The sequence below is a fragment of the Streptomyces regalis genome, assembly GCF_001509475.1.
GTDB classification, from domain to species: domain Bacteria; phylum Actinomycetota; class Actinomycetes; order Streptomycetales; family Streptomycetaceae; genus Streptomyces; species Streptomyces regalis.
The window spans coordinates 16,974-42,796 of sequence record NZ_LLZG01000423.1 but is presented as its reverse complement, the minus strand read 5'-3'; the positions used below and the strand labels follow the sequence as shown (position 1 = coordinate 42,796).

Annotated in this window: 27 protein-coding genes; 17 read left to right on the top strand and 10 right to left on the bottom strand. The window is 72.0% G+C overall.

Translation table 11 applies throughout. The features are described from left to right. Positions 1–24: 24 nt before the first annotated feature. Complete coding sequence (locus ADL12_RS48945) at positions 25–588, bottom strand: hemerythrin domain-containing protein (protein WP_062715723.1); 564 nt, start codon at positions 586–588, stop codon at positions 25–27. 569 nt (positions 589–1,157) lie between these two features. Further along, positions 1,158–1,340, bottom strand: coding sequence for a hypothetical protein (locus ADL12_RS48940; protein WP_208614782.1), 183 nt, complete (start codon positions 1,338–1,340; stop codon positions 1,158–1,160). A 440-nt stretch (positions 1,341–1,780) separates the two neighbouring features. On the opposite strand from ADL12_RS48940, the gene ADL12_RS48935 reads away from it, so the two are divergent. The 3 genes from ADL12_RS48935 to ADL12_RS48925 all read left to right on the top strand — a co-directional run bounded on the left by ADL12_RS48935 (position 1,781) and on the right by ADL12_RS48925 (position 5,556). Further along, positions 1,781–3,016, top strand: a complete 1,236-nt coding sequence (locus ADL12_RS48935; RefSeq protein WP_062715721.1) for a polysaccharide pyruvyl transferase family protein — start codon at positions 1,781–1,783, stop codon at positions 3,014–3,016. Between the two features lie 75 nt (positions 3,017–3,091). Then, the gene (locus ADL12_RS48930) at positions 3,092–4,543 is read left to right on the top strand and encodes an FAD-dependent oxidoreductase (RefSeq protein WP_062715720.1); all 1,452 of its coding nucleotides are present in this window, start codon (positions 3,092–3,094) and stop codon (positions 4,541–4,543) included. Positions 4,544–4,776: 233 nt separating this feature from the next. Beyond that, positions 4,777–5,556: an SDR family NAD(P)-dependent oxidoreductase gene (locus ADL12_RS48925; RefSeq protein ID WP_062715719.1), complete on the top strand. Its 780-nt coding sequence runs from the start codon at positions 4,777–4,779 to the stop codon at positions 5,554–5,556. Between the two features lie 18 nt (positions 5,557–5,574). Here the strand turns inward: ADL12_RS48925 and ADL12_RS48920 are convergent, their stop codons facing one another. Continuing rightward, positions 5,575–6,147, bottom strand: coding sequence for a GNAT family N-acetyltransferase (locus tag ADL12_RS48920; RefSeq protein ID WP_062715718.1), 573 nt, complete (start codon positions 6,145–6,147; stop codon positions 5,575–5,577). 188 nt (positions 6,148–6,335) lie between these two features. Here ADL12_RS48920 and ADL12_RS48915 point away from each other — a divergent pair, with 188 nt between their 5' ends. Next, positions 6,336–7,355 carry a sigma-70 family RNA polymerase sigma factor gene (locus ADL12_RS48915; protein ID WP_062715717.1) on the top strand — a complete coding sequence of 340 codons (1,020 nt, stop codon included), beginning with the start codon at positions 6,336–6,338 and terminating at the stop codon, positions 7,353–7,355. 50 nt (positions 7,356–7,405) lie between these two features. On the opposite strand, the gene ADL12_RS48910 is transcribed toward ADL12_RS48915, so the two are convergent. Next, a complete protein-coding gene (locus tag ADL12_RS48910) occupies positions 7,406–8,059 on the bottom strand; it encodes a phosphoribosyltransferase (protein WP_062715716.1) in 654 nt (217 codons plus the stop codon). Between the two features lie 398 nt (positions 8,060–8,457). Between ADL12_RS48910 and ADL12_RS48905 the strand changes: the two genes are divergently transcribed. The 4 genes from ADL12_RS48905 to ADL12_RS48890 all read left to right on the top strand — a co-directional run bounded on the left by ADL12_RS48905 (position 8,458) and on the right by ADL12_RS48890 (position 10,148). Then, a complete protein-coding gene (locus ADL12_RS48905) occupies positions 8,458–8,853 on the top strand; it encodes an SseB family protein (protein ID WP_062715715.1) in 396 nt (131 codons plus the stop codon). A gap of 60 nt (positions 8,854–8,913) precedes the next feature. After that, the gene (locus ADL12_RS48900; protein WP_062715714.1) at positions 8,914–9,366 is read left to right on the top strand and encodes a YbhB/YbcL family Raf kinase inhibitor-like protein; all 453 of its coding nucleotides are present in this window, start codon (positions 8,914–8,916) and stop codon (positions 9,364–9,366) included. 70 nt (positions 9,367–9,436) lie between these two features. Next, positions 9,437–9,676 carry a hypothetical protein gene (locus ADL12_RS48895; RefSeq protein ID WP_062715713.1) on the top strand — a complete coding sequence of 80 codons (240 nt, stop codon included), beginning with the start codon at positions 9,437–9,439 and terminating at the stop codon, positions 9,674–9,676. Positions 9,677–9,794: 118 nt separating this feature from the next. Next, entirely contained in the window at positions 9,795–10,148 is a 354-nt protein-coding gene (locus ADL12_RS48890; protein WP_062715712.1) for a hypothetical protein, read from the top strand. On the opposite strand, the gene ADL12_RS48885 is transcribed toward ADL12_RS48890, so the two are convergent. Then, positions 10,106–13,036 (bottom strand): glycosyl hydrolase 115 family protein, encoded by a 2,931-nt coding sequence (locus ADL12_RS48885; protein WP_107120234.1) that lies wholly within the window; start codon positions 13,034–13,036, stop codon positions 10,106–10,108. The genes ADL12_RS48890 and ADL12_RS48885 overlap by 43 nt on opposite strands. A 310-nt stretch (positions 13,037–13,346) precedes the next feature. Here ADL12_RS48885 and ADL12_RS48880 point away from each other — a divergent pair, with 310 nt between their 5' ends. Further along, positions 13,347–13,988, top strand: a complete 642-nt coding sequence (locus ADL12_RS48880; RefSeq protein WP_062715710.1) for a phosphoribosyltransferase — start codon at positions 13,347–13,349, stop codon at positions 13,986–13,988. Between the two features lie 4 nt (positions 13,989–13,992). Here ADL12_RS48880 and ADL12_RS48875 read toward each other — a convergent pair whose 3' ends face one another. Together ADL12_RS48875 and ADL12_RS48870 are read right to left on the bottom strand one after the other, a co-directional pair. After that, positions 13,993–14,625 (bottom strand): MBL fold metallo-hydrolase, encoded by a 633-nt coding sequence (locus ADL12_RS48875; protein WP_062715709.1) that lies wholly within the window; start codon positions 14,623–14,625, stop codon positions 13,993–13,995. Further along, positions 14,622–15,746: a CapA family protein gene (locus ADL12_RS48870; RefSeq protein ID WP_062715708.1), complete on the bottom strand. Its 1,125-nt coding sequence runs from the start codon at positions 15,744–15,746 to the stop codon at positions 14,622–14,624. The genes ADL12_RS48875 and ADL12_RS48870 overlap by 4 nt, the downstream gene beginning before the upstream one ends. Before the next feature lie 223 nt (positions 15,747–15,969). Between ADL12_RS48870 and ADL12_RS48865 the strand changes: the two genes are divergently transcribed. After that, the gene (locus ADL12_RS48865) at positions 15,970–17,382 is read left to right on the top strand and encodes an RtcB family protein (protein WP_062715707.1); all 1,413 of its coding nucleotides are present in this window, start codon (positions 15,970–15,972) and stop codon (positions 17,380–17,382) included. 68 nt (positions 17,383–17,450) lie between these two features. Here ADL12_RS48865 and ADL12_RS48860 read toward each other — a convergent pair whose 3' ends face one another. Further along, complete coding sequence (locus tag ADL12_RS48860) at positions 17,451–17,906, bottom strand: archease (RefSeq protein ID WP_062715706.1); 456 nt, start codon at positions 17,904–17,906, stop codon at positions 17,451–17,453. A 122-nt stretch (positions 17,907–18,028) separates the two neighbouring features. Between ADL12_RS48860 and ADL12_RS48855 the strand changes: the two genes are divergently transcribed. From ADL12_RS48855 to ADL12_RS48845, 3 genes are all read left to right on the top strand, one after another. Next, positions 18,029–18,469, top strand: a complete 441-nt coding sequence (locus ADL12_RS48855; RefSeq protein ID WP_062715705.1) for a TIGR03668 family PPOX class F420-dependent oxidoreductase — start codon at positions 18,029–18,031, stop codon at positions 18,467–18,469. Between the two features lie 162 nt (positions 18,470–18,631). After that, the gene (locus ADL12_RS48850) at positions 18,632–19,969 is read left to right on the top strand and encodes a gluconate:H+ symporter (protein ID WP_062715704.1); all 1,338 of its coding nucleotides are present in this window, start codon (positions 18,632–18,634) and stop codon (positions 19,967–19,969) included. Positions 19,970–20,005: 36 nt separating this feature from the next. Further along, entirely contained in the window at positions 20,006–21,334 is a 1,329-nt protein-coding gene (locus tag ADL12_RS48845) for an enolase C-terminal domain-like protein (RefSeq protein ID WP_062715703.1), read from the top strand. 32 nt (positions 21,335–21,366) lie between these two features. Here ADL12_RS48845 and ADL12_RS48840 read toward each other — a convergent pair whose 3' ends face one another. After that, the gene (locus ADL12_RS48840) at positions 21,367–22,179 is read right to left on the bottom strand and encodes an amidohydrolase family protein (RefSeq protein WP_062715702.1); all 813 of its coding nucleotides are present in this window, start codon (positions 22,177–22,179) and stop codon (positions 21,367–21,369) included. A 31-nt stretch (positions 22,180–22,210) separates the two neighbouring features. Next, positions 22,211–22,657, bottom strand: coding sequence for a PaaI family thioesterase (locus ADL12_RS48835; protein WP_062715701.1), 447 nt, complete (start codon positions 22,655–22,657; stop codon positions 22,211–22,213). 70 nt (positions 22,658–22,727) lie between these two features. On the opposite strand from ADL12_RS48835, the gene ADL12_RS48830 reads away from it, so the two are divergent. The 4 genes from ADL12_RS48830 (at position 22,728) to ppk2 (ending at position 25,820) form a co-directional block, all read left to right on the top strand. Next, positions 22,728–23,156 (top strand): MarR family winged helix-turn-helix transcriptional regulator, encoded by a 429-nt coding sequence (locus ADL12_RS48830; RefSeq protein WP_062715700.1) that lies wholly within the window; start codon positions 22,728–22,730, stop codon positions 23,154–23,156. A 78-nt stretch (positions 23,157–23,234) separates the two neighbouring features. After that, positions 23,235–23,705 carry an SRPBCC domain-containing protein gene (locus tag ADL12_RS48825; protein WP_062715699.1) on the top strand — a complete coding sequence of 157 codons (471 nt, stop codon included), beginning with the start codon at positions 23,235–23,237 and terminating at the stop codon, positions 23,703–23,705. Between the two features lie 101 nt (positions 23,706–23,806). Further along, positions 23,807–24,850, top strand: a complete 1,044-nt coding sequence (locus tag ADL12_RS52240) for a pectate lyase (RefSeq protein WP_079052697.1) — start codon at positions 23,807–23,809, stop codon at positions 24,848–24,850. A gap of 70 nt (positions 24,851–24,920) precedes the next feature. Beyond that, positions 24,921–25,820, top strand: coding sequence for a polyphosphate kinase 2 (ppk2, locus tag ADL12_RS48810; protein WP_062715696.1), 900 nt, complete (start codon positions 24,921–24,923; stop codon positions 25,818–25,820). Positions 25,821–25,823 lie beyond the last annotated feature (3 nt).

The window sequence follows — 25,823 nt, the reverse complement described above, 5'->3', positions numbered from 1 at the left end:
GCACGGCCGCTCGGGCGAATGGGGTCAGGCCTTCTTTCCGCGTCCCGTCAGCGCGTCGCGCAGGCGGTCCACCAGGCCGGCTCCCGGGGCCAGCAGCTTGTTGGCCGGCGGCTTGTCCGGGGCGGACGGGTGCGGGCGGGTCGGCGCCATCTTCTTCGCCTGACGCACCTTGTCGCCCAGGTCGTCGAGCGTCTGCGCGGAACATGCCGCGCGCAGCTTGGGAAAGAGGTTCTGCTCCTCGTCGGCGATGTGCGAGCGGACCTCGCTCGTCAGCATCCCGACGAGCCGGTCGAACTCGGGATCACCGGCTTCGCATCCTTCCAGGTCCTTCATGATCTGCTCGGCCTTGGAGTGATCGTCGATCTCCTTGTCGGCCAGGCCGTCCCCGCCCGCCACGTGCTCCCGCACGGCCGGGTACAGGTACTCCTCCTCGGCCACCGAGTGCCGGACCAGCTCCATCGTGGCCTGGTCGGCGTACAGCTTTCGGTCCTTGTCACCGGTCGCAAGCCCCTCGATCCTGCCGAAGAGCTGCTCGACCTCGCGGTGATCGGTCACCAACTCGTCGATGACGTTCCCGCCATGACCCACGTCCTTCACCTCCCGCCTGGAGCGGCGATCCGAACGGATCCGCCGCCGACTCCGAGTGCCCGCAGCCGATGGGCCCACACTGCTGCGCGGCGGACTTGGCGGACAACGGCCCTCGGCTTCCTGGGCTGCGCCTGCGTAGCCCTCACTGACGACCCGTCATCTCCCGGAGCCGGGCGGCCGCGACGGCCGTAGCCACCATGGTCTGCCCCGGTGGCTGTGCCGCCCGCTCCCGGTGGCCACGAGGGTCGGCGCGAGCCTCGCCGGCGGCCCGGCGCTGGACGGGACGGCGCGCTCGCACCGGCGGAGGGCCCGGCGGTGCGCCGGATCCGTACGCCCTGCGTCGCCTTCTGCGACGACGACACCTGACGGAAACCGGGGCAGCCCTCAGGAGGGCGGCGGGCCTGTCCGGCCTGCGGCTCGGTGGCGAGGAGGAGTTGCCGGCCGCCGATCTGTCTGCAGCGCCGGCGCGACCCCGTCCCACCGGAGATCGAGCACCGGCTGACGGCACCGCAGCGCGCCCGGCGTTCGTCGTCGGGGTGCAGATGCGGCGGTTGAGCGGTGCGGCGGCGTCAGGAACCGGTGCCGGGGACCTCGGTGTCCGGGCCGGCGGTGTCCTCGGTCGTCGTGGGGGCGTCATCGCGTTCGCCCTCGGCCTGGGAAGGCGTCGTGTACTCCGGAGTCGGATGGTCGGGCCGTGGAGTGTCGGCGTCGTCCCGCTCGCCCTCGGCCTGCGACGGGGTGTGGTGGCTCACGCTCATCGGGGTCCTCCTGCGCACAGGGCGGCCGGTCGGCCCTCCTCGGGCGGGGAGGGGCCCGGCACCGTCGAGCGCGGAACCGGGTACCCCCTCGCCGACGGGTGACACGGCCACGCCCGCCCGTGTCGCCCGCGCAGGGTGGGTACCCGTCGCGGCAGCGCGGCTCGTCGACGGAAGGGACGGGCGGTGCGGGAGCGCCCATACTGTCCCTACGGGCGCACCTCGTCGCCCGTGCCTCGCCGCCGTGCCGGACCGGCGGCCGCCGGACAGTCCGAAGTGAGGTTTCCTCCGAAAGGTCCGGGCTACCCGGGCCCGACGCCACGACGGCGTGTTGTCAGCCCCAGAAGACCCCAACTCGCAGTCTCCCGGCCGAGGCCCGTGGACCGTACGAGACTGCCTCCTGGGTCCCGCCCGCCTCCTTCGAACGGGAGTTCCGGATGGCGATCAACCAGCACCCGTCGCCCGCCCCGCCGGATCTGCGGATCGGCCTGCTCGGCTCGTACGGCGGGTGCAACATCGGCGACGAAGCGATTTTGATGTGTGTTCTGAGCTGCCTGCGTGCCCATCGGCCGCATGCACGACTCGTCGTCTTCAGCCGGAACGCCGACCACACCCGCAGCCACCAGCCGGCAGCCGACGAGGTGATCGACTGGGAGGGCGTCCCGCAGAAACCCGTCCTCGACGCCCTGGGCGGACTGGACCTGCTGGTGCTCGGCGGCGGCGGGATCCTCTACGACGGGGAGGCACGGCGCTATCTACGTCTGGTGAAGGCCGCTCACGAGCGCGGCGTGCCCACCTTCGCCTACGCGGTGGGCGCGGGCCCGCTGCGGGAGGCGGACGACCGGGAGGCCGTGCGCACCGTGCTGCCGGAGATGACCGAGGTCGTGGTGCGTGACGAGGAGTCCCGCCTCGTGCTCGAGGAGATCGGCGTCGAGGGCGAGCTCGCCGTGACCGCCGACCCGGCGCTGCTGCTCGCGCCGGAACCCTTCACCGAGCAGATGATGCGGCTGGAAGGCCTGCCTCTCGATGCCCGGCTGGTCGGGATGTCCGTGCGCGAGCCCGGCCGCGCGGCGGAGAAGCTCGACGAGGACGACTACCACGCGCTGCTCGCCGACGTCGCGGACTTCCTCGCCCGGCGCCTGGACGCACACGTGGTCTTCGTGCCGATGGAGCGCCAGGACGTCCGGCACGCCCACGGCGTCCTGTCCCGGATGAGCGCCCCCGACCTGGGCCGCATCCTGCACAACTCCTACAGCCCAGGCCAGGTCCTCGGCTTCATGAGTCACCTGGACATGGTCGTCGGCATGCGCCTGCACGTCGTGATCTTCGCCGCGCTGTCCGGCCTGCCCGTGCTGCCGCTGCCGTATTCCGGCAAGGTCTTCGACTTCGCCCGCCGTACGGGGGCGCCCGCCCTCGTCGGTGTGGCGCGGGAGCAGGCCGGACTCCTGCTCGCCGAGGTGGACCGGCTCTGGGACGAGTTCCCGCACCGGCAGGCGAACCTGAACACCCGGGTACAGAGGCTGCGGGCCCTGGCCCGGGAGACCTGCGCCCGCTGCGGAGTCCTCCTGGACTCCATCGACGGCGGCCCCCGCGAGGCATGGCGGGCGCAGAGCGCCGACCTGATCCTGACCCCGGGCCCCGGGACGGCCCACCTGAGGGACCAGGAGGCGTGACGCCGGGACACCGCGGGCCGTGGGCCCGGGAGGGAGCGGGCCGTCCGCAACCGAACCCAGTCGACAGGAGAAGCGATGCCGATCCTGGAACCACCCCGCCCCGCCACGACCGTCACCCTGCCACCACGTGCGGCCCGCCACGGGGGCCGCACGGACGTCCTGGTCGTCGGCGGCGGCCCGGCCGGCACCGCGGCAGCCTACGCGGCGGCCGATGCCGGCGCCGACGTCGTGCTCGTGGAGCGCTACGGCTTCCTCGGCGGCAACGCCACCGCGGCGCTGGTGATGCCGCTGATGTCGTTCCACAACGAGCAGAAGCAGGCCGTGTTCGACGAAAGCGGACACGACAGCCGGCTGCTGCCCACCGACCACGGCGAGGGCGAACCGGTGGTGGCCGGCTTCCTGTGGCTCCTGCTGGACCGGCTCACCGTACGCGGGGCCTGCATCCCACCGTCCCCCGACACCGGCTACACCGTGCCGTTCGACCCGGAGCTCTACAAACTCGTCCTTCTCGACCTGATGGACGAGAAGGACGTGCACATGCTGTTCCACTCCTTCGCCTCTGCCGCGCTGCCCCTGGACGACGGCTGGCGGGTGGTCTTCGAGACCAAGTCCGGCCCGGTGGTGATCGACGCCGGTGTCGTCGTCGACGGCACCGGCGACGGCGACATCGCCGCAGCGGCCGGGGCGCCGTACGAGATCGGCCGGCCGGAGGACGGGCTCGTGCAGCCGATGACGCTGATGTTCCGCGTCGTCGACTTCCTCCAGCCGCTCTTCTCCGAGTACGTCAGGGAGCATCCCGACCAGTGGCGGGGCGTGCACGGGCTGTGGGACCTCGTCCAGGAGGCCACCGAGGCGGGCGAACTGCGCCTGCCCCGCGAGGACATCCTGTTCTTCGGCACCCCGCACCCCCGCGAGGTCAGCGTCAACAGCACCCGCGTCACCAGGGCGCTCGGCACCGACGTGTGGGACCTCAGCCGCGCCGAGTACGCCGCACGCCGCCAGATGGAACAGATCGACCGCTTCCTGCGGCGCAAGGTACCGGGATTCAAGAAGTCGTACGTGGCACAGAGCGGCGTCCAGATCGGCGTACGGGAGACCCGCCGCATCCTCGGCGACTACCACCTCACCGGCCACGACATCCTCGCCGCGCGCTCCTTCCCGGACGCTGTCGCGCACGGCGCCTACCCCGTCGACATCCACAACCCGAGGGGCAGCGGCACCGTCCTCAAACGCGTCCCTCGCGGGCACTTCTACGACATCCCCCTGCGCTGTCTGCTGCCCCAGGACACGGACCGCCTGCTCGTCGCCGGACGCTGCATCTCCGGCTCGCACGTGGCGCACTCCTCCTACCGCGTCATGCCCATCTCCATGGCGACCGGCCAGGCGGCCGGAGTCTGCGCCGCCCTCTCCGTCCGCCTGGGCCGCAGCCCCCGCGAGGTGCCGTACCACCTGGTCCAACGCGCACTACGGCGCCAGGGCGCCCACCTGCACCTGGACCCCCGGGAACCTGTGCCACAGCGCCACTGACGTGCACCAGCTTCGCGAGGCCCGGCTGGGGCAGTGTGCCGCTCGGGCCCGCCGCTAGGGCCTGTCCGGCGGATCATGCCGGCGTCGCCCATCGCGTCGCCCGCCGCGGTAGCGGCTGATCGACACGGCTCCTCCGCCTTGCAGCTGCACGCACCAGACACCGCTCGGCTCGGCCGGTCTGCACTGTGTCTTGCAGCCGGCCTGATCCGCCGGACAGGCCCTAGGGTGCGGGCATGATCTCGCAGGCATATCTCTCCGAACTGTTCTCCCTGGACGGCCGGGTCGCCGTGGTGACCGGCGGCAGTTCCGGCATCGGCCGGGCCATCGCCGAGGCCCTCGCCCGCGCGGGCGCGCGTGTGGTGATCGTGGCGCGCAAGGAGGCGGAGCTGGCCGCGACGGCCGGCGAGCTGGAGGCCCACGGCTGCCGGGCGGCATGGGTGAGCGCCGACCTGAGCACGCGCGACGGCGTGCGAAGGGCCTCGGACGAGGCGGCCGCAGTGTTCGGGGAGCCCGACATCCTCGTCAATTCCGCCGGGATCAATCTGCGGCCCCCGATGGGCGAGCTGAGCGAGGACGTGTGGGACACCACGATGGCCGTGAACCTGGAAGCGCCCTATCTGCTGGGGCAGCGGTTCGGGCCCGGCATGGCCGAGCGGGGCTTCGGACGGATCATCCACATCACCTCCCAGCAGGCGCACCGGGCGTTCGTCCAGAGCGGCGCCTACGGCGTCTCCAAGGGCGCACTGGAGTCGCTGGCCCGTTCACAGGCGGAGGCATGGTCGCCGTACGGCGTCACCTGCAACACGCTCGTGCCGGGGTTCGTCATGACGCCCCTCAACGCACGCCTGTCGTCCGACCCCGACAAGGTGGCGGCGCTCGCCGCACGCACGATGGTCGGGCGCAACGGCCTGGCCGAGGACTTCGCCGGCGCGGCGGTGTTCCTCGCCAGCCGCGCCTCCGCGTACGTCACCGGGCAGGCGCTCTTCGTCGACGGCGGCCTCTCCGTCCACTGAGCCGGCCAGGCCCATCCGTCAGCGCAGGTCGAGGCGCATCAGGATCCGGGGATGCCCGGCCAGGACGGAGGTCGTGTCGGCCGCGTGGACGAAGCCGGCACGTTCGAAGTTCCTCCGGAGCCCTGCGTACGCCATCGTCAGGTCGACCCTTGCGTCCCCGTTGTCGAGGGGGTACGCCTCGATCACCGGCGCACCCCGGTCGCGGGCGAACTCGACCGCTCCGGCGATCAGGGCGTGGGTGATTCCCTGCTTCCGATGGCCGGGGCGGACGCGGATGCACCACAGCGACCAGACCGGCAGATCGTCGACGTGCGGGATCTTGCGGTTGCGGGCGAAGGAGGTGGCCGAGCGGGGGGCCACCGCGGCCCAGCCGATCGGGTCGTCACCGTCGTAGGCGAGCACCCCCGGAGGCGGATCGGCGCGGCACAGCTCGGCGACGTACTCACCGCGGGCCGGCCCGCGGAGTTCGTTGTTGAGCTTGGACGGGATGCGGTAGCTCAGGCACCAACAGACGCTCGCTGTGGGCGACTTGGGGCCGATCACCGTACGGACGTCGTCGAAGACCGAAGCCGGGCGAACCTCGATGGGCATGGCACCACGATGTCACGCAGGAGGGAGCACCGCTCGGTGCAGTGCGAAGTCCTGTTCGCGCTGGGGGACATCGCCGTCGGCGAGGACGGACGCCGACCCTGCAGGGCTCGTTCGGGGTTCGCCGCGGACCGTCCGGGTACCCGGAGCCCTGCAACACGGGGGACAGGATGGGACGGAGGGCCGTGAGGATGCCTGCCCTGACACAGACTCCCGCGTCGGACCCCCGGGTGAGCCGCCGTGCCTCCACCCGCGCCGCACGCTCGCGCGGCAGGGTCCCCGAGCCCGACGAGGAGCCGGATCTACTCGGCCAGTACCTGGCCCGGATCGCGGCGACCCCGCTGCTGACCGCGGAGGACGAAGTACGGCTGGCCCAGCGCATCGAGGCCGGAGTGCGGGCCGCCGAGGAACTGCGGCAGGCCGACGGGGGCGAGCCCGCCCCGGAGCCGGCCAGGCGCCGGGAACTGGACGCGGCCGCCCGTGACGGCTGGGCCGCCAAGGACCATATGATCCGGGCCAACCTCCGGCTGGTGGTGGCGATGGCCAAGCGGCACGCCCATCGGGGTGTCCCCCTGCTCGACGTCATCCAGGAGGGAAACCTCGGACTGATCCGGGCTGTGGAGAAGTTCGACCACACCAAGGGCTTCAAGTTCTCCACGTACGCCACCTGGTGGATCCGCCAGGCCATCGAGCGGGGCCTGGCGCAGCACGCCCGCGTCGTCCGGCTTCCCATGCACGTCGTCGAGGAGCTGCGCAAGCTCGGCAAGATCGAGCGGCGTCTTCAGCACGACCTGGGACGCGCACCCACCGTCGAGGAGGTCGCCCGTGACAGCGGCTTCGCCGGGGACCGGGTCCGCCGGCTGCGCCGGGTCGGGCGGCAGGAGGTCAGCCTGGACACGCCCGTCGACGAAACCGGGGAGACCGTGGTCGGCGACCTCATCCCCGACACCGAGGTGCTCCAGGCCGCGGACATCGCCGAGTACCAGGCCCTCGCGGCGGACCTGAGGAAGGCCATCGGCACACTCGCGCCCCGCGAGGCCATGATCCTCAGCCTCCGCTACGGCCTGCACGACGGGGAGCAGCGCACCCTCGAACAGGTCGCCAGGCAGGTGGGCCTGACGCGTGAGCGCGTCCGCCGGCTGGAGAAGGAGTCGCTGGCGAGGCTGCGGGCACCTGAGACGGGGGAACGGCTGATGGCGTGGGCGAGCTGATCATCGCCCGTGTGCCACCTGTGCGACCTGTGCCACCTGCGTCACCTCTGTCACGCCGTGGCGTGGAACGCGTGCAGCGTCCGTGCGACGTCCGCGTCGGAGACCTGGCCGAAATCCTCGTACCACTCACCGACCACATGGAGTGACGCCGGCTGCTCGAGACACACGAGGTCGTCGCAGTCGCGGCGGATGGACGCAATGGTCCGCGGGCTGCCGACGGGCACCGCCAGGACCAGTCGCGCCGGGCCGTGGCGGCGCAGGAAGCGCAGTGCCGCCGTGGCGGTCAGGCCGGTGGCGAGGCCGTCGTCGACGAGGACGACCGTGCGGCCGTTGACGGACGGGAGCGGGCGGCGGCCGCGGTAGAGGTACTCACTGCTGTGCAGCTCGTTGCGTGCGCGCACGATCACATCGCCGAGCCGGTCCTCGGACAGGTGCATCATGGCCAGGCTCTGGCGGTCGTACAGCGGCGGATCGTCGGCGACGATCGCACCGATCGCCGTCTCCGGCCGGACAGGGGTGCTGATCTCGCGGGTGACCAGCACGTCCAGCGGGGCGTGCAACGCACGGGCCACCTCCGCGGCGACGGGCACGCCACCGCGCGGCAGGGCCAGCACGAGCAGATTGATCAGGTCGCCGGAGTCGGCCCACTCGACCAGCCGCAGGGCCAGTTCCCGTCCGGCGTGGGTACGGTCGCGGAATGACACGGCACTTCTCCCTCCACGTCGGCGCAGCCGCCGAGTGCCCGGCGTGCCACGGGCGAAACGGGGCCGGCCGGGACTCGTAGGCGTCGACGCCGTTCTCGGTGGCCGGCTCCTGGGTGCGCGAGCAGCATGCCGGGCCGGTGGACTTCAGTCGGCCACCCCGTCGACGACGGCGCGAGCGGCACGCGCGCGTGCCCCGGCTGCAGTCCGTCCGGGCCGTCGGCCATCTGCGGCCCGCCGAAGAAGGTGATGCCGCCGCGGGGCCCGGCCGGATCGGCGTTGTCGCGTGGCGCGTAGTAGCCGGCCCGGCAGTAGCGGCACATGAGGGGCCGAGGAGCGGGTACCCGAAGCCTCTGGTGCAGAGCGGACGGACGAGATACGACACGGCGACGGGACGAACCATGACCGACCCCCAGTTCGAGAGAGGTCCACTGGCGGCCCAGCAGGCCTTGCGCACGGTCGTCGAGAAGGGCGCGGACCAGGCGGCGCTCAGCACGCTGGCGCACAGCGAGGTGCTCGTTCCGGCGGCGACGGACGCGGAGGGGCCCGCTCCCAAGGCGCTGACGCTCCCCGTGTTCGAACAGGAGGACGGCACCGAACTGGTGCCGGTCTTCACCACCCAGGAACGCATGGAACACGCCCTGCCACGGATGCGGCGGCACCGCAGTGTGCTGCTCGGTGTGCTCGCCCATGGCTGGCCCTCCGACCTGTCCCTGGTCATCGACGCCGGCACCCCCGAGCAGCTGGCCCTGACGGCCAATGGCGTGAGGGCACTGCTGGACCGGGGCGACATCTGACTCCGGAACGCCCGCCCGGCGCCGTGTGTGGTCTGCGTCCGTGTGGGTACTGCGGCGCGCATGACTGGCATCGAACTCAAGAGCTCCGCGTTCAACGACCACGCGATGATCCCGCGCCGCCACGCCAAGGAGGGCGAGAACCTCTCTCCGCCCCTGACCTGGTCCGGGGTGCCCGACGAGGCGGTGGAACTGGCCGTGCTGTGCGAGGACCCGGACGCCCCGTCGGGGACCTTCGTCCACTGGCTGGTCACCGGCATCGACCCGCATGCGAACGGGCTGCCGGCCGGCGAGGCGGCCCCGGGCAGCCACCCGCACCGAAACGGCTACGGCCAATCGGGGTGGGGCGGCCCCCAGCCCCCGGCCGGCGACGACGCACACCGGTACTTCTTCCGTGTCTACGCCCTGCCCGGCCCCGTCTCCATCCCGGAGGCGGCCACGGCCGACGAAGCACACCGGGTACTGGACCGGCAGCAACTGGCGAGCGGGACACTCGTCGGGCTCTACCAACGCTGACGGTGCGGACGAGTCACTGTGGCCGGTGCGCCGGGCTGCGTACGCGCCGCGCAGAGCGCATGGTGGTGACATGAGCACGCGTCCCCCCGTGGTGGTGCTGCCGCCGTCGTCGGACGGCGGTCGTCAGGTGACGGTCCACGGCAAGCCGGTGGGCACCGCGTACAGCCTGTTCGACGTGCTGGACCTGGTGCACCGCGCGGACCTGCCCACCGAGGACCGGGCCGTCGACGATCCCGAGCTGATCGAATGGCAGGGCGGCGGGCCGTACGACTGGAACAGCCCGGACACACCCGGTACGGCGAACGAGTGACCCCGGCCCAGGCGCCACCCTCGGACCACCCTCGGAGGTCTGAGGTTCCCGTCGGAGCGCTGCTGACCTTGACTGAAGTGGCAGGACCGAACAGGACCGCTACTTCACGGGGACGCACATGAAGCGCAGCAAGAAGATCTTCGCGGCCGGCCTGGCCGGCACCGTCTCGGCCGTGGCCCTCACCGTCGCCGGCCTGGCGGGCCCGGCGCAGGCCGCGTCCGTGCAGCCCGCGGCCGTGGGCTCCGTCGACTGCGACGGCTGGGTGCACAACAACAACCCGGACCACGGCATCGCGGGCTGTCAGAACAACACCGACCGCACCGTCACCTTCCGCGCCGAGGTCGTCTGTGGCTGGGCTCCGGACGTCTCGGGCCAGTGGGTGACGCTGGCGCCGGGGCAGTACGGCGATTCCTCGGGCGTGTGCGCGATCTACAGCTCGGGGGTCGGCAGCGTCGGCTGGACCATCGAGTAGGAGCTCGGGTCGGCGTTGAACACCGGGTGGTAGCTCTCCGGTGGCGCCAGATAGCTGACGGGCAGTCCGCCGGTGTCGATGACGATCTGGTCGACGGCGATGCCCGGGTCGACCATGAAGATCCGCAGGACGTGCTCACCGGGCTCGTCCACCGTCACCACGGCGGTCAGCTTCTCGACGCCGTCCTCCACGTTGCGGGCCCAGGCGTCGCCCCGGTTGCCGGTGGCGACGGCCTGGCCCGCGAGGACGGTGGCCGGCTGGTCGTCGAGCGCGACGGCCAGCCGGCGGTGGCCGCGCTCGTCGAGGGACGGCAGCCGGAAGACGGTGACCGGGAAGGTGCCGGTGCCGCCGAAGCGCACCCGGTACCTCAACTCGGGCGCCTTGCCGGCGAAGTCGGCGGTGACGGGGGCCGCCGTCGACGGCACCGCCTCCAAGGCGCCCGTACGGCGGCCCAGCCCGCGCACCACACGCCACCGCGCCCCGCCACGCGCCACCCGCTGGTCGGCGTGCACGGCGTCGATCGAGACGTACCCGTGGGCCTCCACGAACCCACGGGCCCGCCGACGCGCCCGCTCACCGTCGTTGACCACCCGCAACGGCACCTCGACCCGCTGCCCCGCCCCACTGACGGCGACCGTGGCGTCGTATGTGCCCTCCGGCATCCGCGCCCAGTCGAGCTCCACCCACACCCGGGTCTGCTCGGGGAGCGAGCCTCCCGCCGCGCTCAGCAGTACCCAGGGGTGGCTCGCCTCGGCCGACCAGTCGAGCGGCAGGAAGCCGGTGTTGAAGACGTCGAGGAAGCGCCTGTCCCGGGTGTAGGAGGAGAAGGACAGCGGGCGGGCCGCGCCGGTCTCGTTGCCCTCGGCCGCCACACCCAGCCCCGAGGTCTCCTGCCGGGCGACCCGGGTGACCGCCGGACGGCCCGGCGCCTTCGGGATCTGGGAGGGATACGGGTTGACGATCCCGTCCCATTTCCCGCCCGCCACCTCGGCGTTGTAGCGCTTGGTCAGCGCCGCCTCCTCGGCGTGGGCCGCCTCGGCCAGGTCCGCGAAACGGTTGGCCCCGGCCCCCCGTCCCTGCCGCACCGCGAGCGCGTTGCGGTCCGCCCAGTAGTACTTCAGGTTCATCAAGTACGCGCCGTGCACCGGGTATTCGACCAGCTCGAAGAAGGCGTCCCGGTACGGCTCGGGCACCTTGGCCCCCACCGCCCGCACCCGCGTGAGCAGCCCCTCGTACGCGGCCATACGGCGGCCCGCCTCGTCGCCGTGGTGGATCACGGAGAACACCCCGCGGTCGATGAACTCCGGGCGCCGCTCCGCCGCGAGCCGGTAGTACTCGGTACGGATGGCGGCGATCTCCCGTCCGTACCGCCGGCCGAACTGCCGCCCGGCCCACTCGGCCATGAAGCCGGTCTCGGCGTCGTCGGCGCTCCACCGGTCCACGTCCCAGGCCATGTCCATGGAGAAGGACAGGCCGGTCTCGATCGACTTGACGTCACCGACGTTGAAGATCCACATCCGGTCGACGCCGTGCTCGTACACCCGCCGCAACTCCTGCCAGACCTTGGCGAGTTGGGTCGTGTCCAGCCACAGATAGCTCTTCGGGCGGCCCCAGTAGGACAGGTGGTAGTAGATGCCGTTGCCGCCCGCGCGCCGCCGCTCGGCGTCGTTCGGCAGCTGGCGCATGTTGCCGTGGTTGTCGTCCGGCCAGATCAGCGTGACGTCGTCGGGAACCTGGACGCCCGCGTTGTACAGCTCCAGGACCTCCTTGTACGGGATGAAGATCTGCGGCTCGACGGCCGCGCCGACCTCCTCGGCCAGGATGCGGCGCTGGTCGGCGATGATGTCGTTCATCACCGCGACCTTCTCGGGGATGGTGGTGGCGTACTTGGTCTCCAGCGCGCTGTCGTGCAGACCGCGCATGCCGATCGTCCAGCTGCTCTCGTACGAGGCGTTCTGTGCCGCCCGCGCCCTCCAGTAGTCGGAGATGACAGCGGGGTTGACCGTGTAGTCGTACACCGGCAGGGCGCCGTCCGCGCCGCGATGCTCCTGCGCCCACGGTGCCCACTCGTGGACGCCGTTGCGCAGCAGGGCCTCGGGGTGGCTGGAGCCGACGACGATGCCGTAGCGGTCGGCCAGTTCGGGGTTCTCGCGGTGCTTGTTGAAGAAGTCGGAGTACGGATGCATCGCCGGCCACAGGTAGTTGGCCTTGAGGCGGAGCAGCAGCTCGAAGACGCGCTTGTAGGTCTCGGGGCCGATGTTCTTGTCCGGTTCCTGGGTGCGGTGCGACCAAGTGGTCAGGTTCTGCTCGTCGTTGATGAAGATTCCCCGGTAGCGCACCGACGGTTCGTACCGCTTGAGCGGGCCCGCGGGCACCGTCACCGTGTCGCGGCGGGGCACGGGGACGTCGGCCCACCAGTACCACGGGGAGACTCCGATGCGCTCCGAGGTGTCGTAGATGCCGTAGACCGTGCCGCGCCGGTCGCTGCCCGCGATCACCAGGGCCCGCTCCACCCCGGGCAGCGGACGCTCCACCACCTGGGCCACCGACGCCTCCCAGCGCCCCTGCACTCGGGAGACGTTCAGGCGCCCTTGGGCGACGAGCCGGTCGAGGACCGGGCTGGCGCCGAGGGTGCCCACCAGGACCAGACCCGCGGCGGCCGCCTCCGGGAGGGTGTGACGCAGCACGGGCCGGACTCCGCTGACCCGTTCGACATCCGCTTGGAGATCGCCGGCCGCGCGGATCACCGCCGGATCGTCCGCCGCGTCGACGTACAGCTCTGTGGCGGTGCCGCCCCGTACCAGCGGGAAGTCGGGCCGGACCGACGCGGCCCGCGCGGTCGTGGGGAGGACAGCGGGCAGCAGCGGGGCGGCTCCGACGGCGGCCATGGCCCGCAGGAAGGACTTGCGGGTCCATGGCTGGGACGGGAGGGGGAGGGGCGAGTCGTGGTGCGGCACGTGACGCTTCCTTTCCGCGCATGACTGAAGGGGCGTGGTGCGAGCGAAGGGGCGTGGTGCGAGGGAACGACGTGAGCGTGCGTGGTTTGGCATGGTCAGGCTAGAAAGCGCTTGCCGTCCGGAACCCTAAGCCAGCCCTGTCCGAGCGGTCCAGACCCCTGCGACGCGTCGGACGGGCGGGCCCGCGGTGTGTCCGGTACCGGTGGGTGGGGTACGCGGCGACCGACGGAAGGGGAAGCCCATGCAGTTCCGTGACCGCAAGGAGGCCGGGCAGGAGCTGGCGGAGCACCTGCGCATCCGGCAGGAGAAGGGCACCCTTCCGCATCCCGTGGTCCTCGCGCTGCCGCGCGGCGGCGTCGCGGTCGCCCGGGAGATCGCCCGGGCGCTGGAGGCCCCGCTGGACGTGCTCGTCGTACGCAAGATCGGGGCCCCGTTCCACGAGGAGTTCGGGGTCGGCGCGCTCGCCGGCGACGACCCTCCGCTCTTCGACGAGGCGTCGCTGTACCGGCTGGGGCTGAGCGAGGCCGACCTGGCACCGGTGGTGGAACGGGAGCGCAAGGAGCTGCGGCGGCGCGAGGAACGCTATCGGCAGGGCCGGCCGGCTCCCCAGCTGCGCGACCGTACCGCCATCGTCGTCGACGACGGTGTCGCGACCGGCTCGACCGCACGAGCCGCCCTGCGCGCCGTACGCCACCAGGAGCCCGAGCGTCTGGTTCTGGCCGTGCCGGTCTGTGCGCCGGAGGCGGCCGAGGAGCTGCGCCGGGAGGTCGACGAGTTCGTCTGCCTGCACCGGCCGAAGCTGTTCAGCGCGGTCGGCGAGTGGTACCAGGACTTCGGTCAGCTGACCGACGCCGATGTGCTGGAGGCGTTGCGCGGCGAGTGAGGGCTCAGCCGGTCCCCTTGAGCAGCCGCAGCGCGTACGTGCGGCCCTCGACGCCCCACTCACCGGCCGGCGGCTCGAGCCCCGCGTCGATCGCCCGGATGCCCGGCCGCCCGATGTGGGCGTAGACCAGGCGCCGCACCCCGTGCCGTACGGCCTCCTCGGCGACGACGCGCACAGGGGCGTGGCCGCCGACGCCGCCCCGGAACCGTATCGGCCGGTTCCAGGCGGCGGCCTCCGCGAACATCAGGTCCGCCCCCGCGGCCCAGGCCGGGAACTCCCAGAACTCCGGCGCCCACACCACGAGCAGATCACCGGCCTCGACGCGATAGCCGTAGGCCGGGTGCGAGGTGTGCACCACGGGACGGCAGCGCACCCGCACCTCGCCCAGGTCCAGATCACCGGCGCGTGGCGCGACGCCCAGCTCGGCCGCGCTCCTGCGCAACTGCGACCGCAGCTCCGCCTGCTCATCGGTGACCAGCCAGGCGGCGGGTCGTCGCCCGGGTGGCGGCTCGGCGCCGGGGCCGCCGTCGAAGACCACGCGGTGCCCGGCGTGGCGCAGCAGCAGACCGGCCGGGGCGAAACGGGGCGAGTTCATCGCGCCGACGCCGAGCAGGGTCAACCGGAGCCAACGGTTCATGAGGCGGCTCGGTCGGCGGGCCCGGCCAGAACGAGCGCCCCGTCCGCGCCCAGGGTGAGGTGGACGCCGTGACTGATGCGGTCGAGGGTGGTGTGCAGCCAGCTGCGGTCCTCCGCCGGCGGCTGCTCCAGGCGCATCCGGCGGGCGAGCAGGGGCACCATGCGCAGGCCGGTGAGGGCGCCGGTGTCCGCCGCCAGCGTGACGAAATAGGCGATACGCAGGTCGTCGCGGTACTCCTCGTAGCCGGGGATGCCCTCGTAGTCGTCGATGAAGTCGCCGCAGCCGTGCAGGATCAGCCGGTCCCGGTAGACCTCGACGGGGCGGGGGTGGTGCGAGGAGTGGCCGTGGACGAGGTCGGCGCCGCCGTCGACCAAGGCGTGCGCGATGCGGCGCTGATCGCGGGGGACGAGATAGCCCCAGTTGGAGCCCCAGTGCACGGACACGACCACGATGTCGGCGGCCCGCTTCACCTGCCGTATGTGCCGCACCGCGGCGGCGGCTGTGGCCGGCGACAGTTCCGGCACGTAGGCGACGCCCGGCAGGTCCGGCGTTGCTGCCCAGTTCGCGGGGATGCCGCTGCTGCCGGCGCCGAGGGCGAAGACCAGCACACGGCCGCCGTGGGGGAGCGGCAGCGCCACGGGCGCGTACGCCTCCTCGGCGCTCCGCCCCGCGCCCGCGGTCCGCAGACCCGCTCCGTGCAGCACGTCGAGCGTCTCCTCCAGGCCCGGGCGGCCGAAGTCCTCCACATGGTTGTTGGCCAGGACGCAGACATCGGGCCGGGCCACCGTGAGGGCGGGCAGGTTGGCCGGATGCATGCGGTAGTGGACCGCCTTGCCGGGCTCGAACGCGTCACTGCGCGTCACGGACGTCTCCAGGTTGACGATCCGCACGTCCGGCGCGCCCGCCTCCAGCAGCCCCAGCGCCTCGCCCCACGGCCAGGACGGGTCGACCGGTGCCGGGATCGGGCCGTTGACCGCCTCCGCCATGCTCACGTAGGAACGCGCGTCCGTGACGTACCCCTCCCGCAGCACCGGGTCACCGGGCCGGGCCAGGATCTGGTCGACGCCGCGTCCGAGCATCACGTCGCCACAGACGAAGAGCGTCACAGTGCCGCCGCGCATGTCTCAACCGTACGAGGTCCGGGCGTGGGACGGGATCACGCCACCGGGGCGAGAGACGGTGGCGCAGGCCGCGGGGCTCGTGGCAGGTGGTGAGCGTCGGTGATGTCTCGGACGCGCGGGCGTTGTGCAGGCGCACCCGATGTCGCCAGGGCGCCCCACGCGATACGGAGCGCCCCGCGCGGGTACCCCGCATCTGCGATGAGCCGAAGCGCGGGAGGCTGCCATGGAACTGATCGAGGAAGCTCCCCACCGCTTCCGTATCGACCCGCACGGCCCGATGCGGGTGCCGGGCGTGGTGTTCGCGTCCCGGAAGCTGCTGAACGACGCCGAGAAGTCACTGGAGCAGGTGGTCAACGTGGCCACGCTGCCGGGCATCGTCGGCGCGTCGTACGCCATGCCCGACATCCACTGGGGCTACGGCTTCCCCATCGGCGGCGTCGCGGCGACCGACGTGGCCGACGGCGGTGTCGTCTCGCCCGGCGGGGTCGGCTTCGACATCTCCTGCGGTGTGCGGTTGCTCGCCGCCGACACCGATCAGAAGGGGCTGGAGTCCGCGCTGACCGAGGTGATGGACGGCCTGGACCGGGCCATCCCGCGCGGCGCCGGCCCCGGCGGGGTCTGGCACCTGACCGGCCCCGGCCAACTGGAGCGGATCCTGCGGGGCGGCTCCCGGTACGCGGTGGGGGAGGGCCACGGCGTGGAGCGCGACCTGGTGCGCTGCGAGGACGGCGGGGCGGTCGCCGACGCCGACGTGGACCAGGTGAGCGCCCGGGCGCGAGAGCGCGGGCTCGGGCAGGTCGGGAGCCTCGGGTCCGCCAACCACTTCCTCGAGGTGCAGCGCGTCGACGAGGTGTACGACGAGACGGCCGCCGCCGCGTTCGGGATCACCGTCGGCCAGGTGTGCGTGATGATCCACTGCGGTTCCCGCGGCCTCGGCCACCAGATCTGCACCGATCACGTCCGGCTGATGGACCGCGCGATGACCCGCTACGGCATCAAGGTCCCCGACCGCCAACTGGCCTGCACCCCGGTCGAGTCGCCGGAGGGGCAGAGGTACCTCGGTGCGATGGCCGCCGCGGCCAACTACGGCCGCGCCAACCGCCAGCTGCTGTCCGACGCGGCCCGCAAGGTCTTCCACCGCGCCGCGGGCATCCGGCTGTCCCTGGTGTACGACGTCTCCCACAACCTGGCCAAGATCGAGACCCACCCGGTGGCCGGAACCCGCCGCACTCTGTGCGTCCACCGCAAGGGCGCGACCCGCGCCTTCCCGCCCGGCCATCCCGACCTGCCCGACGACCTGCGCGAGGTCGGCCAGCCGGTGCTGATCCCGGGGACGATGGGCACCGCCTCGTACGTCCTGGTCGGCGTGGCAGGCGGAGACGCGTTCTCCTCCACCTGCCACGGCGCGGGCCGCGTCCTCAGCCGCCACCGGGCCGCCCGCGCGGTGGGCGGCCGTGAACTGCGGGCCCGGCTGGAGTCGGCGGGCATAGCGGTGCGCCCGCGGTCGCTGCGCGGCCTGGCGGAGGAGACGCCCGAGGCGTACAAGGACGTGAGCGAGGTGGTGGCGGCGAGCGAGGGGGCACGGCTGTGCCGGACGGTGGCTCGGCTGGTGCCGCTGGGGGTGGTGAAGGGCTGAGGGGGTGGCGGGGCGCGGCGCGGTCCTACGGCCGTACGGCTCTCGCGCCGGCCGTGGACCCGTACGCCTCACACGTCCACGGTCACCGCGCACGACCACCCGTAGGGATCCGGCCCGATGCGCAGCCCGTGCCAGGAGATGCCCTTCGGGCTGGCGCCGGTGACCTCCACGTCCGTCAGTTCGGCGAGCGCGAGGCGCACGTCCAGGTCGCCGTCCGTGGTGTCGGCCTCCAGGTCGACGGGCACGCGGCCGTCCACGTCGAGGCGGAAGACGACCTCGTCGAGGAGCGCCGTCAGCAGGCCCTCGTCGCTGTCCTCTTCGAGCCGTACCCGCTCCACCGAGGTGGGCCTTACGGCCGTGACGTCCGCGAAGCACTCCACCATGCCCAGCGCGGCCTCGACCAGACAGCGCTCCCGGCTCACGGCCCACGCCTCGACGCGGACGTCGGCCGTGTGCGGCACCGCCCGGTGGCCGCTGGCGCCGCGCCGCCGTGTCTGGATGTCGTCGTCGGTGTCGCCGACCATGTGCACTCACCTCTGATCCGCTCGGCCGGCCAGGCCCAGGAGTCGCCTCCCGCGAGGTCGGTACGTCGATAGGGGTACCCGCGTCGGGGCACCCGTATCGCCGCAGACCAAAGGAGTGGACCGTGCCGGACATGGAGCAGGACGAGGCGCGCCGCCGGTTCACCGCTGCCCGGGTCGCACGGTTGGCGACGGTCGACCCGGTGGGGCGCCCGCACCTGGTGCCGGTGGTGTTCGCCCGGCGCGGCGACCGGATCGTCACCGCCGTCGACAGCAAGCCGAAGCGCTCCGAGCGGCTCGGGCGGTTGCGCAACATCGCCGGGCACCCGGCGGTCAGCCTGCTCGTGGACGTGTACGACGACGACTGGGACCGCCTCTGGTGGGTCCGGGCCGACGGCGACGCCCGGATGCTGCTGCCCGACGCGCCCGACGAGACGACGCGCGACGAGTACGCCGTCGCCGTCGGCCTGCTGCGGCAGAAGTACCCCCAGTACCGGCAACAGCCCCCGACAGGCCCGGCGATCGTGATCACCGTGGTGCGCTGGAGCGGCTGGCGGGCCTCGTAGACGAGCGCGTGGGTGCGCCGGCAAATCCACAGCTGCAGACCCATTGACCCGTGACCATGCACGAACATAATCTCCGTCCTCATATGTAGACGACGTCTTCATATGAGGACCCCGTTCGCCGGGGTGAACGTAAGCGGCCGACGTTCAAAGGAGAACCGCGCTATGCCGCTCGTGGTGGTCGGGGTCAGTGTTCTGGTCCTGCTCGTCCTGATGACCAAGCTCAGGCTGAACGGCTTCGCCGCCCTGCTCCTGGTGGCCGTGGGTGTCGGCCTGGTGCAGGGGATCGGGCCGGAGAAGATCCCGGACGTCCTCGCCGAGGGCATCGGCGACCAGATCGGCGACACCATGCTCACCATCGGGCTCGGTGCCATGGTCGGCCGGGTGATGGGGGACTCCGGCGCCGCCCAGCGGATAGCCGGCCGGCTCCTCGAGGTGTGCGGGCCGCGCTGGGTGCAGGTGGCCATGGTGCTGACGGCCATGCTCATCGGCGTGACGATGTTCTACGAGGTGGCCTTCGTGATCATCGTGCCGATCGCCTTCACCCTCGTCCGGGTCACCCGCTCGAACCTGCTGTGGGTCGGGCTGCCCATGTCGATCGCCCTGTCCACCATGCACAGCTTCCTGCCGCCCCACCCCGGCCCCACCGCGGTGGCCGCCACCTTCCACGCCTCCGTCGGACTCACCCTGTTCTACGGCCTGTTCATCGCCGTCCCGGCCGGCGCGCTGATCGCCCTGCTGTGGCCGCGCCTGCCCTTCGTCCGGGCGATGAACCCCGCCATCCCCAAGGGCCTGGTCAGCGAGCGGGTCTTCGACGACGACGAGATGCCCGGCATGGGCTGGTCGCTGTCCGTGGCCCTGCTGCCCGTCGTCCTCATCGCCGGGGCCGCCGTGACCGACCTGGCCGCCTCCGGAGACAGTGGCCTGCTGCACGTCGTCGCGTTCATCGGCTCCGCGCCGATCGCCCTGCTGCTGACCCTGCTCGTGGCGATCTGGGCGTTCGGCCCGCGCATCGGCCGCAGCCTCGCCGAGGTCAGCACCTCGTGCAAGGAGGCCGCCCAGGCGATGGCGATGATCCTGCTCGTCATCGGCGCGGGCGGTGCCTTCAAGAACGTCCTGGTCGAGGGCGGGATATCCGACTACATCAAGGACGCCACCGACGGCTGGCCCATCTCCCCGATCCTCCTCGCCTGGCTGATCGCCGCCATCCTCCGCGTGGCCCTCGGCTCCGCGACGGTCGCCGTCGTCACGGCCTCCGGCGTGGCCCTGCCCCTGCTCGCGGGCAGCGGCGTCCACCCCGAGGTGATGGTCCTCGCCGTGTCCTGCGGCTCGATCGCCTTCTCCCACGTCAACGACCCGGGCTTCTGGATGTTCAAGGAGTACTTCAACCTGTCCGTCCTGGACGCCATCAAGGCCCGGACGACCTACACGACGGTCCTCGCGATCCTGGGCCTCGGCGGTGTACTCGTCCTGGAACAGGTCCTCGACGCCCTCGGCATCTGACCGACCACCCCCTCACGAGAACGGCACCCGCCCGCCATGAGTCAGCCCGTCGTCACCCGCTTCTCCGTCCATCCGGTCGCCGGCCGCGACTCGATGCTCCTCAACCTCTCCGGAGCCCACGCCCCGTACTTCACGCGCAACGTGGTGGTCCTGGAGGACTCCGAGGGCCGTACCGGTCTGGGCGAGGTACCCGGCGGAGAGAAGATCACGCAGACCCTGCGCGATGCCGGACCCCTCGTCGTCGGCACCCGCGTCGGCGACTACAAGCGCGTCCTGCGCACGATGGAGGCGGCCTTCGCCGACCGCGACTCGGGCGGTCGAGGCGCCCAGACCTTCGACCTGCGTACGACGGTGCACGCGGTCACCGCCGTGGAGTCGGCGCTCCTCGACCTGCTCGGGCAGCACCTGGAGGTCCCGGTCGCCGCCCTGCTGGGCGACGGCAAGCAGCGCGACGCCGTACGGGTCCTCGGCTACCTCTTCTACGTCGGCGACCCGGACCGGACCGACCTGGACTACGTCCGCGACCCCGACTCGGACATCGACTGGTACCGCATCCGGCACGAGGAGGCACTGACCCCCGAGGCGATCGTCCGGCAGGCCGAGGCCACCTACGACCACTACGGCTTCCGTGACTTCAAGCTCAAGGGCGGCGTCCTGCCGGGCGCGGAGGAGGTCACGGCCGTCACCGCCCTCAAGGAGCGCTTCCCCGAGGCACGGATCACCCTCGACCCCAACGGCGCCTGGTCCCTGCGCGAGGCCGTCGAGCTGTGCCGCCCCCTCGTCGGCACCCTCGCCTACGCCGAGGACCCCTGCGGGGCGGAGGGCGGCTACTCGGGCCGCGAGATCCTCGCGGAGTTCCGCCGGGCCACCGGGCTGCCCACGGCGACCAACATGATCGCCACGGACTGGCGTCAGCTGACCCATGCCCTGGCCCTGCAGTCGGTGTCCATTCCGCTCGCTGACCCGCACTTCTGGACCATGCAGGGCTCGGTGCGCGTCGCCCAACTCTGCAACGCCATGGGGCTGACCTGGGGCTGCCACTCCAACAACCACTTCGACATCTCCCTGGCGATGATGGCCCACTGCGGAGCGGCCGCCCCCGGCGAGTACAACGCCCTGGACACCCACTGGATCTGGCAGGAGGGCCGGGAACGGCTCACCGTCGAGCCGCCCAGGATCACCGGCGGCGAAGTCGCCGTGCCGGACACGCCCGGACTGGGGGTCCGGCTGGACAGGGACCGGCTCCTCGCGGCGCAGGAGCTGTACGAGGAGAAGGCGCTGTCGGGCCGGGACGACGCCGTCGGGATGCGGTACCTGATCGACGACTGGGCCTTCGACGCGAAGCGGCCCTGTCTGGTGCGCTGAGCCGGGCTCCGGGGCCGCCGCCGTCAGGGCCGTCAGAGGGCGAAGACGCGGCGGGCGTTGCCGTGCAGGAACAGCTCCCGCGTCTCCTCGTCCAGGTTCAGGGCGTCCAGGTGCTCCAGGGCCCGACTTGGCGTGATCATGGGGTAGTTGGAGCCGAACAGGACCTTGTGACGGCCCCGGCCGCGCAGATACTCCACCAGTTCCGGCGGATAGCGGCGGGCGGTGTAGGCGCTGGTGTCGATGTACACGTTCGCGTGCTTGTCGGCGACCGCGATCATCTCCGTCGTCCACGGGTAGCCGATGTGCCCGCACACGATCGTGAGCTCGGGGAAGTCCAGCGCGACCTGGTCGATGTACGGGATGGGCCGCCCGGTCTCCGACGGCCGCAGCGGGCCCGTGTGCCCGACCTGGGTGCAGAACGGCACGCCGAGGTCCACGCAGGCCGCGTACAGCGGGTAGTACAGCCGGTCGGTGGGCGGCAGCCCCCACAGCCATGGGATGACACGCAGCGCCACGAAGCCCAACTCCTCGACGGCGCGCCGCAGTTCCCGCACCGCCGCCATGGGCCGGGCGAGATCGGCGCCCGCCACTGCGCGCAGCCGCCCGCCCGACTGCTCGACGAAGGCGGCCACCTCGTCGTTGTCGATCAGCGGGCCCTGCGGCCCGTACCAGGCGGTCGCGAGGCCGACCTCCACGTCCGCCGCCTTCAGCGCCGCCACGGTGACCGCGACGGGCAGCGGCTTGTCGAGCCGTTCCACGCCGGTCCACCGGCGCAGCGACTCGAACATCTCGTGGTTGGCGTGGCGCGGCGTCGGATGCTGCATCCAGGCGTCGACGACGGGCATGGTGTCCGCCTCTCTGCGCGGTCGGGAAGGGTCAGGGGGCGTCGTGCTCGGTGTCCCGCGTCGGTTCGGTGACCGCGATGGTGCCCTGGGCGACGGCGCACAGGGTCGGAACGCCGTCGCCGTCGACCGTCGTCAGGTCGCAGCGGCACACCGCACGGGTACGGCCGGCCCGGATCACCCGGGCGTGGGCGCGCAGGGTCTCGCCCTTGGCGGGGCGCAGGAAGTCGATGGTGAAACCGGCGCTCAGCACCCCGAGACCGACCTCGGCGCCGGCGGCGAAGGACAGCGCGTTGTCCGCCGCGTAGCTGAGCAGGCCGCCGTGAGCGAAGCCGTTCTGCTGAAGCAACTCCTCGCGCAGGTCCAGTTCCAGTGTCGCCTCGCCGTCACCGAAGGCGGTCAGCCTGGCGCCCAGCAGAACGCTGAAGGGCTGGGCCGCCAGCACCTTGCGGGCCAGGGCCAGGTCGGGGGTGTCATGCACGCCGTGAACACCTCACTTCACTAGTGAAGTGAGGATGGCGCCACCCCGTGACGTCTGTCAACATCGGTCCATGCCCGAGCCCGATCAGCGTCTGTTCTTCCTGCTCCAGCGGGCGGCCCACCAGCTGCGCACCGCCTCCGACCGGCGCCTGCTGGCCGCCGCCGGGATCACCACGGCTCAGCTCGGCGCACTGTTCGCGGTCCGCGACGAGCCCGGCATCACCCAGCAGCAGCTGGCCCGCACCCTGGGGCTGCGGGAGTCCGCCGTCACCGGACTGGTCGGCCGGCTCGCCGCGGCCGGGCTGGTCGCCAAGCGGGCGCATCCGCGCGAACACCGGGCGGTGGTGCTGGAGTTGACCGGCGACGGGGCCGCCGCGCTCGACGCCGCGCAGCCGGAGGTCGACCGGTTCAACGCGCAGGTGCGGGCGCTGCTCGGCGAGGACGGATTCGCGCAGGCCGCGGCGGCGATGCGCGCCCTGGCGTACTGGGAGTCCCCCTGACGCGGGCGTGCGCCGGACCTTCCCGCCGTACGGTTTCGTCCGGCTGCCGTTGCGTACCCCCGCCACTATCGTGAGGCCATGTACTCGACGCGGGTCACCCGGCACGTCAACGCCTCACGCGCGGCCGTGTACCGGGCTCTGCTGGACGCGGACGCCATCGCCAAGTGGCGCGTGCCGGACGGCATGACCGGGCATGTGCACGCGTTCGACGGCCGGGAAGGCGGGACGTTCCGGGTCTCGCTCACCTACGACGTGCCGACCGGCACCGGCAAGTCGGACGCGCACACCGACACCTACCACGGTCACTTCGTGAAACTCGTGCCGGACGAACAGGTCGTCGAGGAGGTCGAGTTCGAGACCGACGACCCCGCGTTGCGCGGCACGATGACGATGACCACCACCCTCACCGACGCCGACGCCGACGGCGGCACGGACGTCCTCGTGGTGCACGAGGGGATCCCCGACGCCGTGCCCGCCGAGGACAACGAGACCGGCACGCGGATGGCGCTGGCCAACCTGGCCCGGCTGGTCGAGGCCGGAGCACGGTGACCGCTTTCGTAAAACTGATCGGCAACCTCTGAGCGTTCGACGGCGACTGTCGGTCGAGCGGGCTTCCCGCTGCCTCCCCGAGACCGAACGAGAGTCACCGCATGAGCACCGGAGCAACGCCGCGCAGGCGCAGTCAGCACCGCAAGAGACCCGACAACCGCCGCCGCACCCTGCTGATCGGCGCGCTGACCCTCACCCTGGCCGCAGCCGCCGTACTGGTCGGTGGCCTGCTGACGGCGACGCCCGACGCCGGGTCGGACACGGAGCGCGAGAGCTCCACCCTCCAGGAGGCGAGCGGCGCCCTCCCGTCCGCCTCCTCCAGCGCCTCCTCGGCGTCCCCGTCGCCCGCCAAGTCGTCGCCCTCCCCATCCCCCTCGAAGGCGTCGGCCTCGCCGCGCAAGAGCGCCCCCGCCTCCGCGAAGCCGACGGGCGCGGCCCGCTCCTCGACCGGCTTCGGCTCCTGGCCCGCCCCCACCGCCGACCGCACGGTGACCGCCACCATCGAGGTCTCCGGCAGCTACGACGGCGGCCTCAAGCGCTTCCACGGCTCCGGAGCCCTCGGCGGCGACGGCCAGGACGAGGACCAGGGCCCGCTCTTCGAACTCGCCGACGGGGCGACCCTGAAGAACGTCGTCCTGGGCGCCCCGGCCGCCGACGGAGTGCACTGCCTCGGCAGTTGCACCCTGCAGAACGTGTGGTGGCAGGACGTCGGCGAGGACGCGGCGACCTTCAAGGGCGAGTCCGCGTCGGCGACGTACCTCGTCCTCGGCGGTGGCGCGCGGCACGCGGACGACAAGGTCTTCCAGCACAACGGCGCCGGGACGCTCACCATCAGGAACTTCCAGGTCTCCGACTTCGGCAAGCTCTACCGCTCGTGCGGCAACTGCGACACCCAGTACGAACGCCACGTCGTCATCAGCGGCGTCCGGGTGACCGGCCCCGGCAACGCAATCGCCGGGATCAACGCCAACTACGGTGACACCGCGATCCTTTCCGGCGTGACGATCACCGGCGACAGCGACCGGGACATCACCGTCTGTGCCCGCTTCCAGGGCAACGACAGCGGCGCCGAACCGAACGAGACCGGCAGCGGTCCGGACGGCACGCACTGCCGGTACGGCGTGTCGGACATCACCTACCTCTGACGTGGTGCATTACATGATCTTTGCCTGGGGTTCGCCGGGCGTATGAAAGCGCTCGCTTCCATGGGTGTGTATGGACACCGAACTGCTGTCAGGGCTGCGCGTCGACTACACCGACCAGGACGACCCCGTACTGATCCGGCCGGACGGCAGCCCGGTGGACACCTGGCGCGAGAACTACCCGTACCAGCAGCGCATGGAGCGCCCGGAGTACGAGTGGCACAAGCGGCTGCAGCAGATCGAACTGCTGAAGCTGCAGAGCTGGATCAAGGAGACCGGCCGCCGTCTCGTCATCGTCTTCGAAGGGCGGGACGCGGCCGGCAAGGGCGGCACCATCAAGCGCTTCACGGAGCACCTCAATCCGCGCGGTGCCCGGGTGGTGGCGCTGGAGAAGCCGACCGAGCGTGAGCGCGGGCAGTGGTACTTCCAGCGGTACGTGGAGCATCTGCCGACCGCCGGCGAGATCGTCCTGTTCGACCGGTCCTGGTACAACCGGGCCGGTGTGGAGCGCGTGATGGGCTTCTGCACGGACGACGAGTACCGGCGCTTCATGCGGCAGGCGCCCGCGTTCGAGCGGATGCTGGTGGACGACGGCGTCGACCTGATCAAGTTCTGGTTCTCGGTGTCGCAGGGCGAGCAGCGCACCCGGTTCACGATCCGCCAGGTCGACCCCGTACGGCAGTGGAAGCTCAGCCCCATGGACCTGGCGTCGCTGGATCGCTGGGAGGACTACACCGCCGCCAAGGTCGCCATGTTCCGTGAGACGGACACCGAGCACGCGCCCTGGACGGTGGTGAAGAGCAACGACAAGAAGCGGGCCCGCGTGGAGGCCATGCGCAGCGTGCTGGCCCGCTTCGACTACGGCGACAAGGACGAGGAGGTCGTCGGCACCGCCGATCCGCGGATCGTCGGCGCGGCCGCAGGGCTGCTGGAGGCGGGCGAGGACGACGCCGAGCCGGCCTCCGGAGCCTAGCTG

Coding starts and splice junctions, on each gene's coding strand:
- ADL12_RS48935 (WP_062715721.1), top strand. CDS start 1,781: ATGGCGATCAACCAGCACCCGTCGCCCGCCCCGCCGGATCTGCGGATC.
- ADL12_RS48930 (WP_062715720.1), top strand. CDS start 3,092: ATGCCGATCCTGGAACCACCCCGCCCCGCCACGACCGTCACCCTGCCA.
- ADL12_RS48925 (WP_062715719.1), top strand. CDS start 4,777: ATGATCTCGCAGGCATATCTCTCCGAACTGTTCTCCCTGGACGGCCGG.
- ADL12_RS48920 (WP_062715718.1), bottom strand. CDS start 6,147: ATGCCCATCGAGGTTCGCCCGGCTTCGGTCTTCGACGACGTCCGTACG.
- ADL12_RS48915 (WP_062715717.1), top strand. CDS start 6,336: ATGCCTGCCCTGACACAGACTCCCGCGTCGGACCCCCGGGTGAGCCGC.
- ADL12_RS48905 (WP_062715715.1), top strand. CDS start 8,458: ATGACCGACCCCCAGTTCGAGAGAGGTCCACTGGCGGCCCAGCAGGCC.
- ADL12_RS48900 (WP_062715714.1), top strand. CDS start 8,914: ATGACTGGCATCGAACTCAAGAGCTCCGCGTTCAACGACCACGCGATG.
- ADL12_RS48895 (WP_062715713.1), top strand. CDS start 9,437: ATGAGCACGCGTCCCCCCGTGGTGGTGCTGCCGCCGTCGTCGGACGGC.
- ADL12_RS48890 (WP_062715712.1), top strand. CDS start 9,795: ATGAAGCGCAGCAAGAAGATCTTCGCGGCCGGCCTGGCCGGCACCGTC.
- ADL12_RS48885 (WP_107120234.1), bottom strand. CDS start 13,036: ATGGCCGCCGTCGGAGCCGCCCCGCTGCTGCCCGCTGTCCTCCCCACG.
- ADL12_RS48880 (WP_062715710.1), top strand. CDS start 13,347: ATGCAGTTCCGTGACCGCAAGGAGGCCGGGCAGGAGCTGGCGGAGCAC.
- ADL12_RS48875 (WP_062715709.1), bottom strand. CDS start 14,625: ATGAACCGTTGGCTCCGGTTGACCCTGCTCGGCGTCGGCGCGATGAAC.
- ADL12_RS48870 (WP_062715708.1), bottom strand. CDS start 15,746: ATGCGCGGCGGCACTGTGACGCTCTTCGTCTGTGGCGACGTGATGCTC.
- ADL12_RS48865 (WP_062715707.1), top strand. CDS start 15,970: ATGGAACTGATCGAGGAAGCTCCCCACCGCTTCCGTATCGACCCGCAC.
- ADL12_RS48860 (WP_062715706.1), bottom strand. CDS start 17,906: ATGGTCGGCGACACCGACGACGACATCCAGACACGGCGGCGCGGCGCC.
- ADL12_RS48850 (WP_062715704.1), top strand. CDS start 18,632: ATGCCGCTCGTGGTGGTCGGGGTCAGTGTTCTGGTCCTGCTCGTCCTG.
- ADL12_RS48845 (WP_062715703.1), top strand. CDS start 20,006: ATGAGTCAGCCCGTCGTCACCCGCTTCTCCGTCCATCCGGTCGCCGGC.
- ADL12_RS48840 (WP_062715702.1), bottom strand. CDS start 22,179: ATGCCCGTCGTCGACGCCTGGATGCAGCATCCGACGCCGCGCCACGCC.
- ADL12_RS48830 (WP_062715700.1), top strand. CDS start 22,728: ATGCCCGAGCCCGATCAGCGTCTGTTCTTCCTGCTCCAGCGGGCGGCC.
- ADL12_RS48825 (WP_062715699.1), top strand. CDS start 23,235: ATGTACTCGACGCGGGTCACCCGGCACGTCAACGCCTCACGCGCGGCC.
- ADL12_RS52240 (WP_079052697.1), top strand. CDS start 23,807: ATGAGCACCGGAGCAACGCCGCGCAGGCGCAGTCAGCACCGCAAGAGA.
- ppk2 (WP_062715696.1), top strand. CDS start 24,921: ATGGACACCGAACTGCTGTCAGGGCTGCGCGTCGACTACACCGACCAG.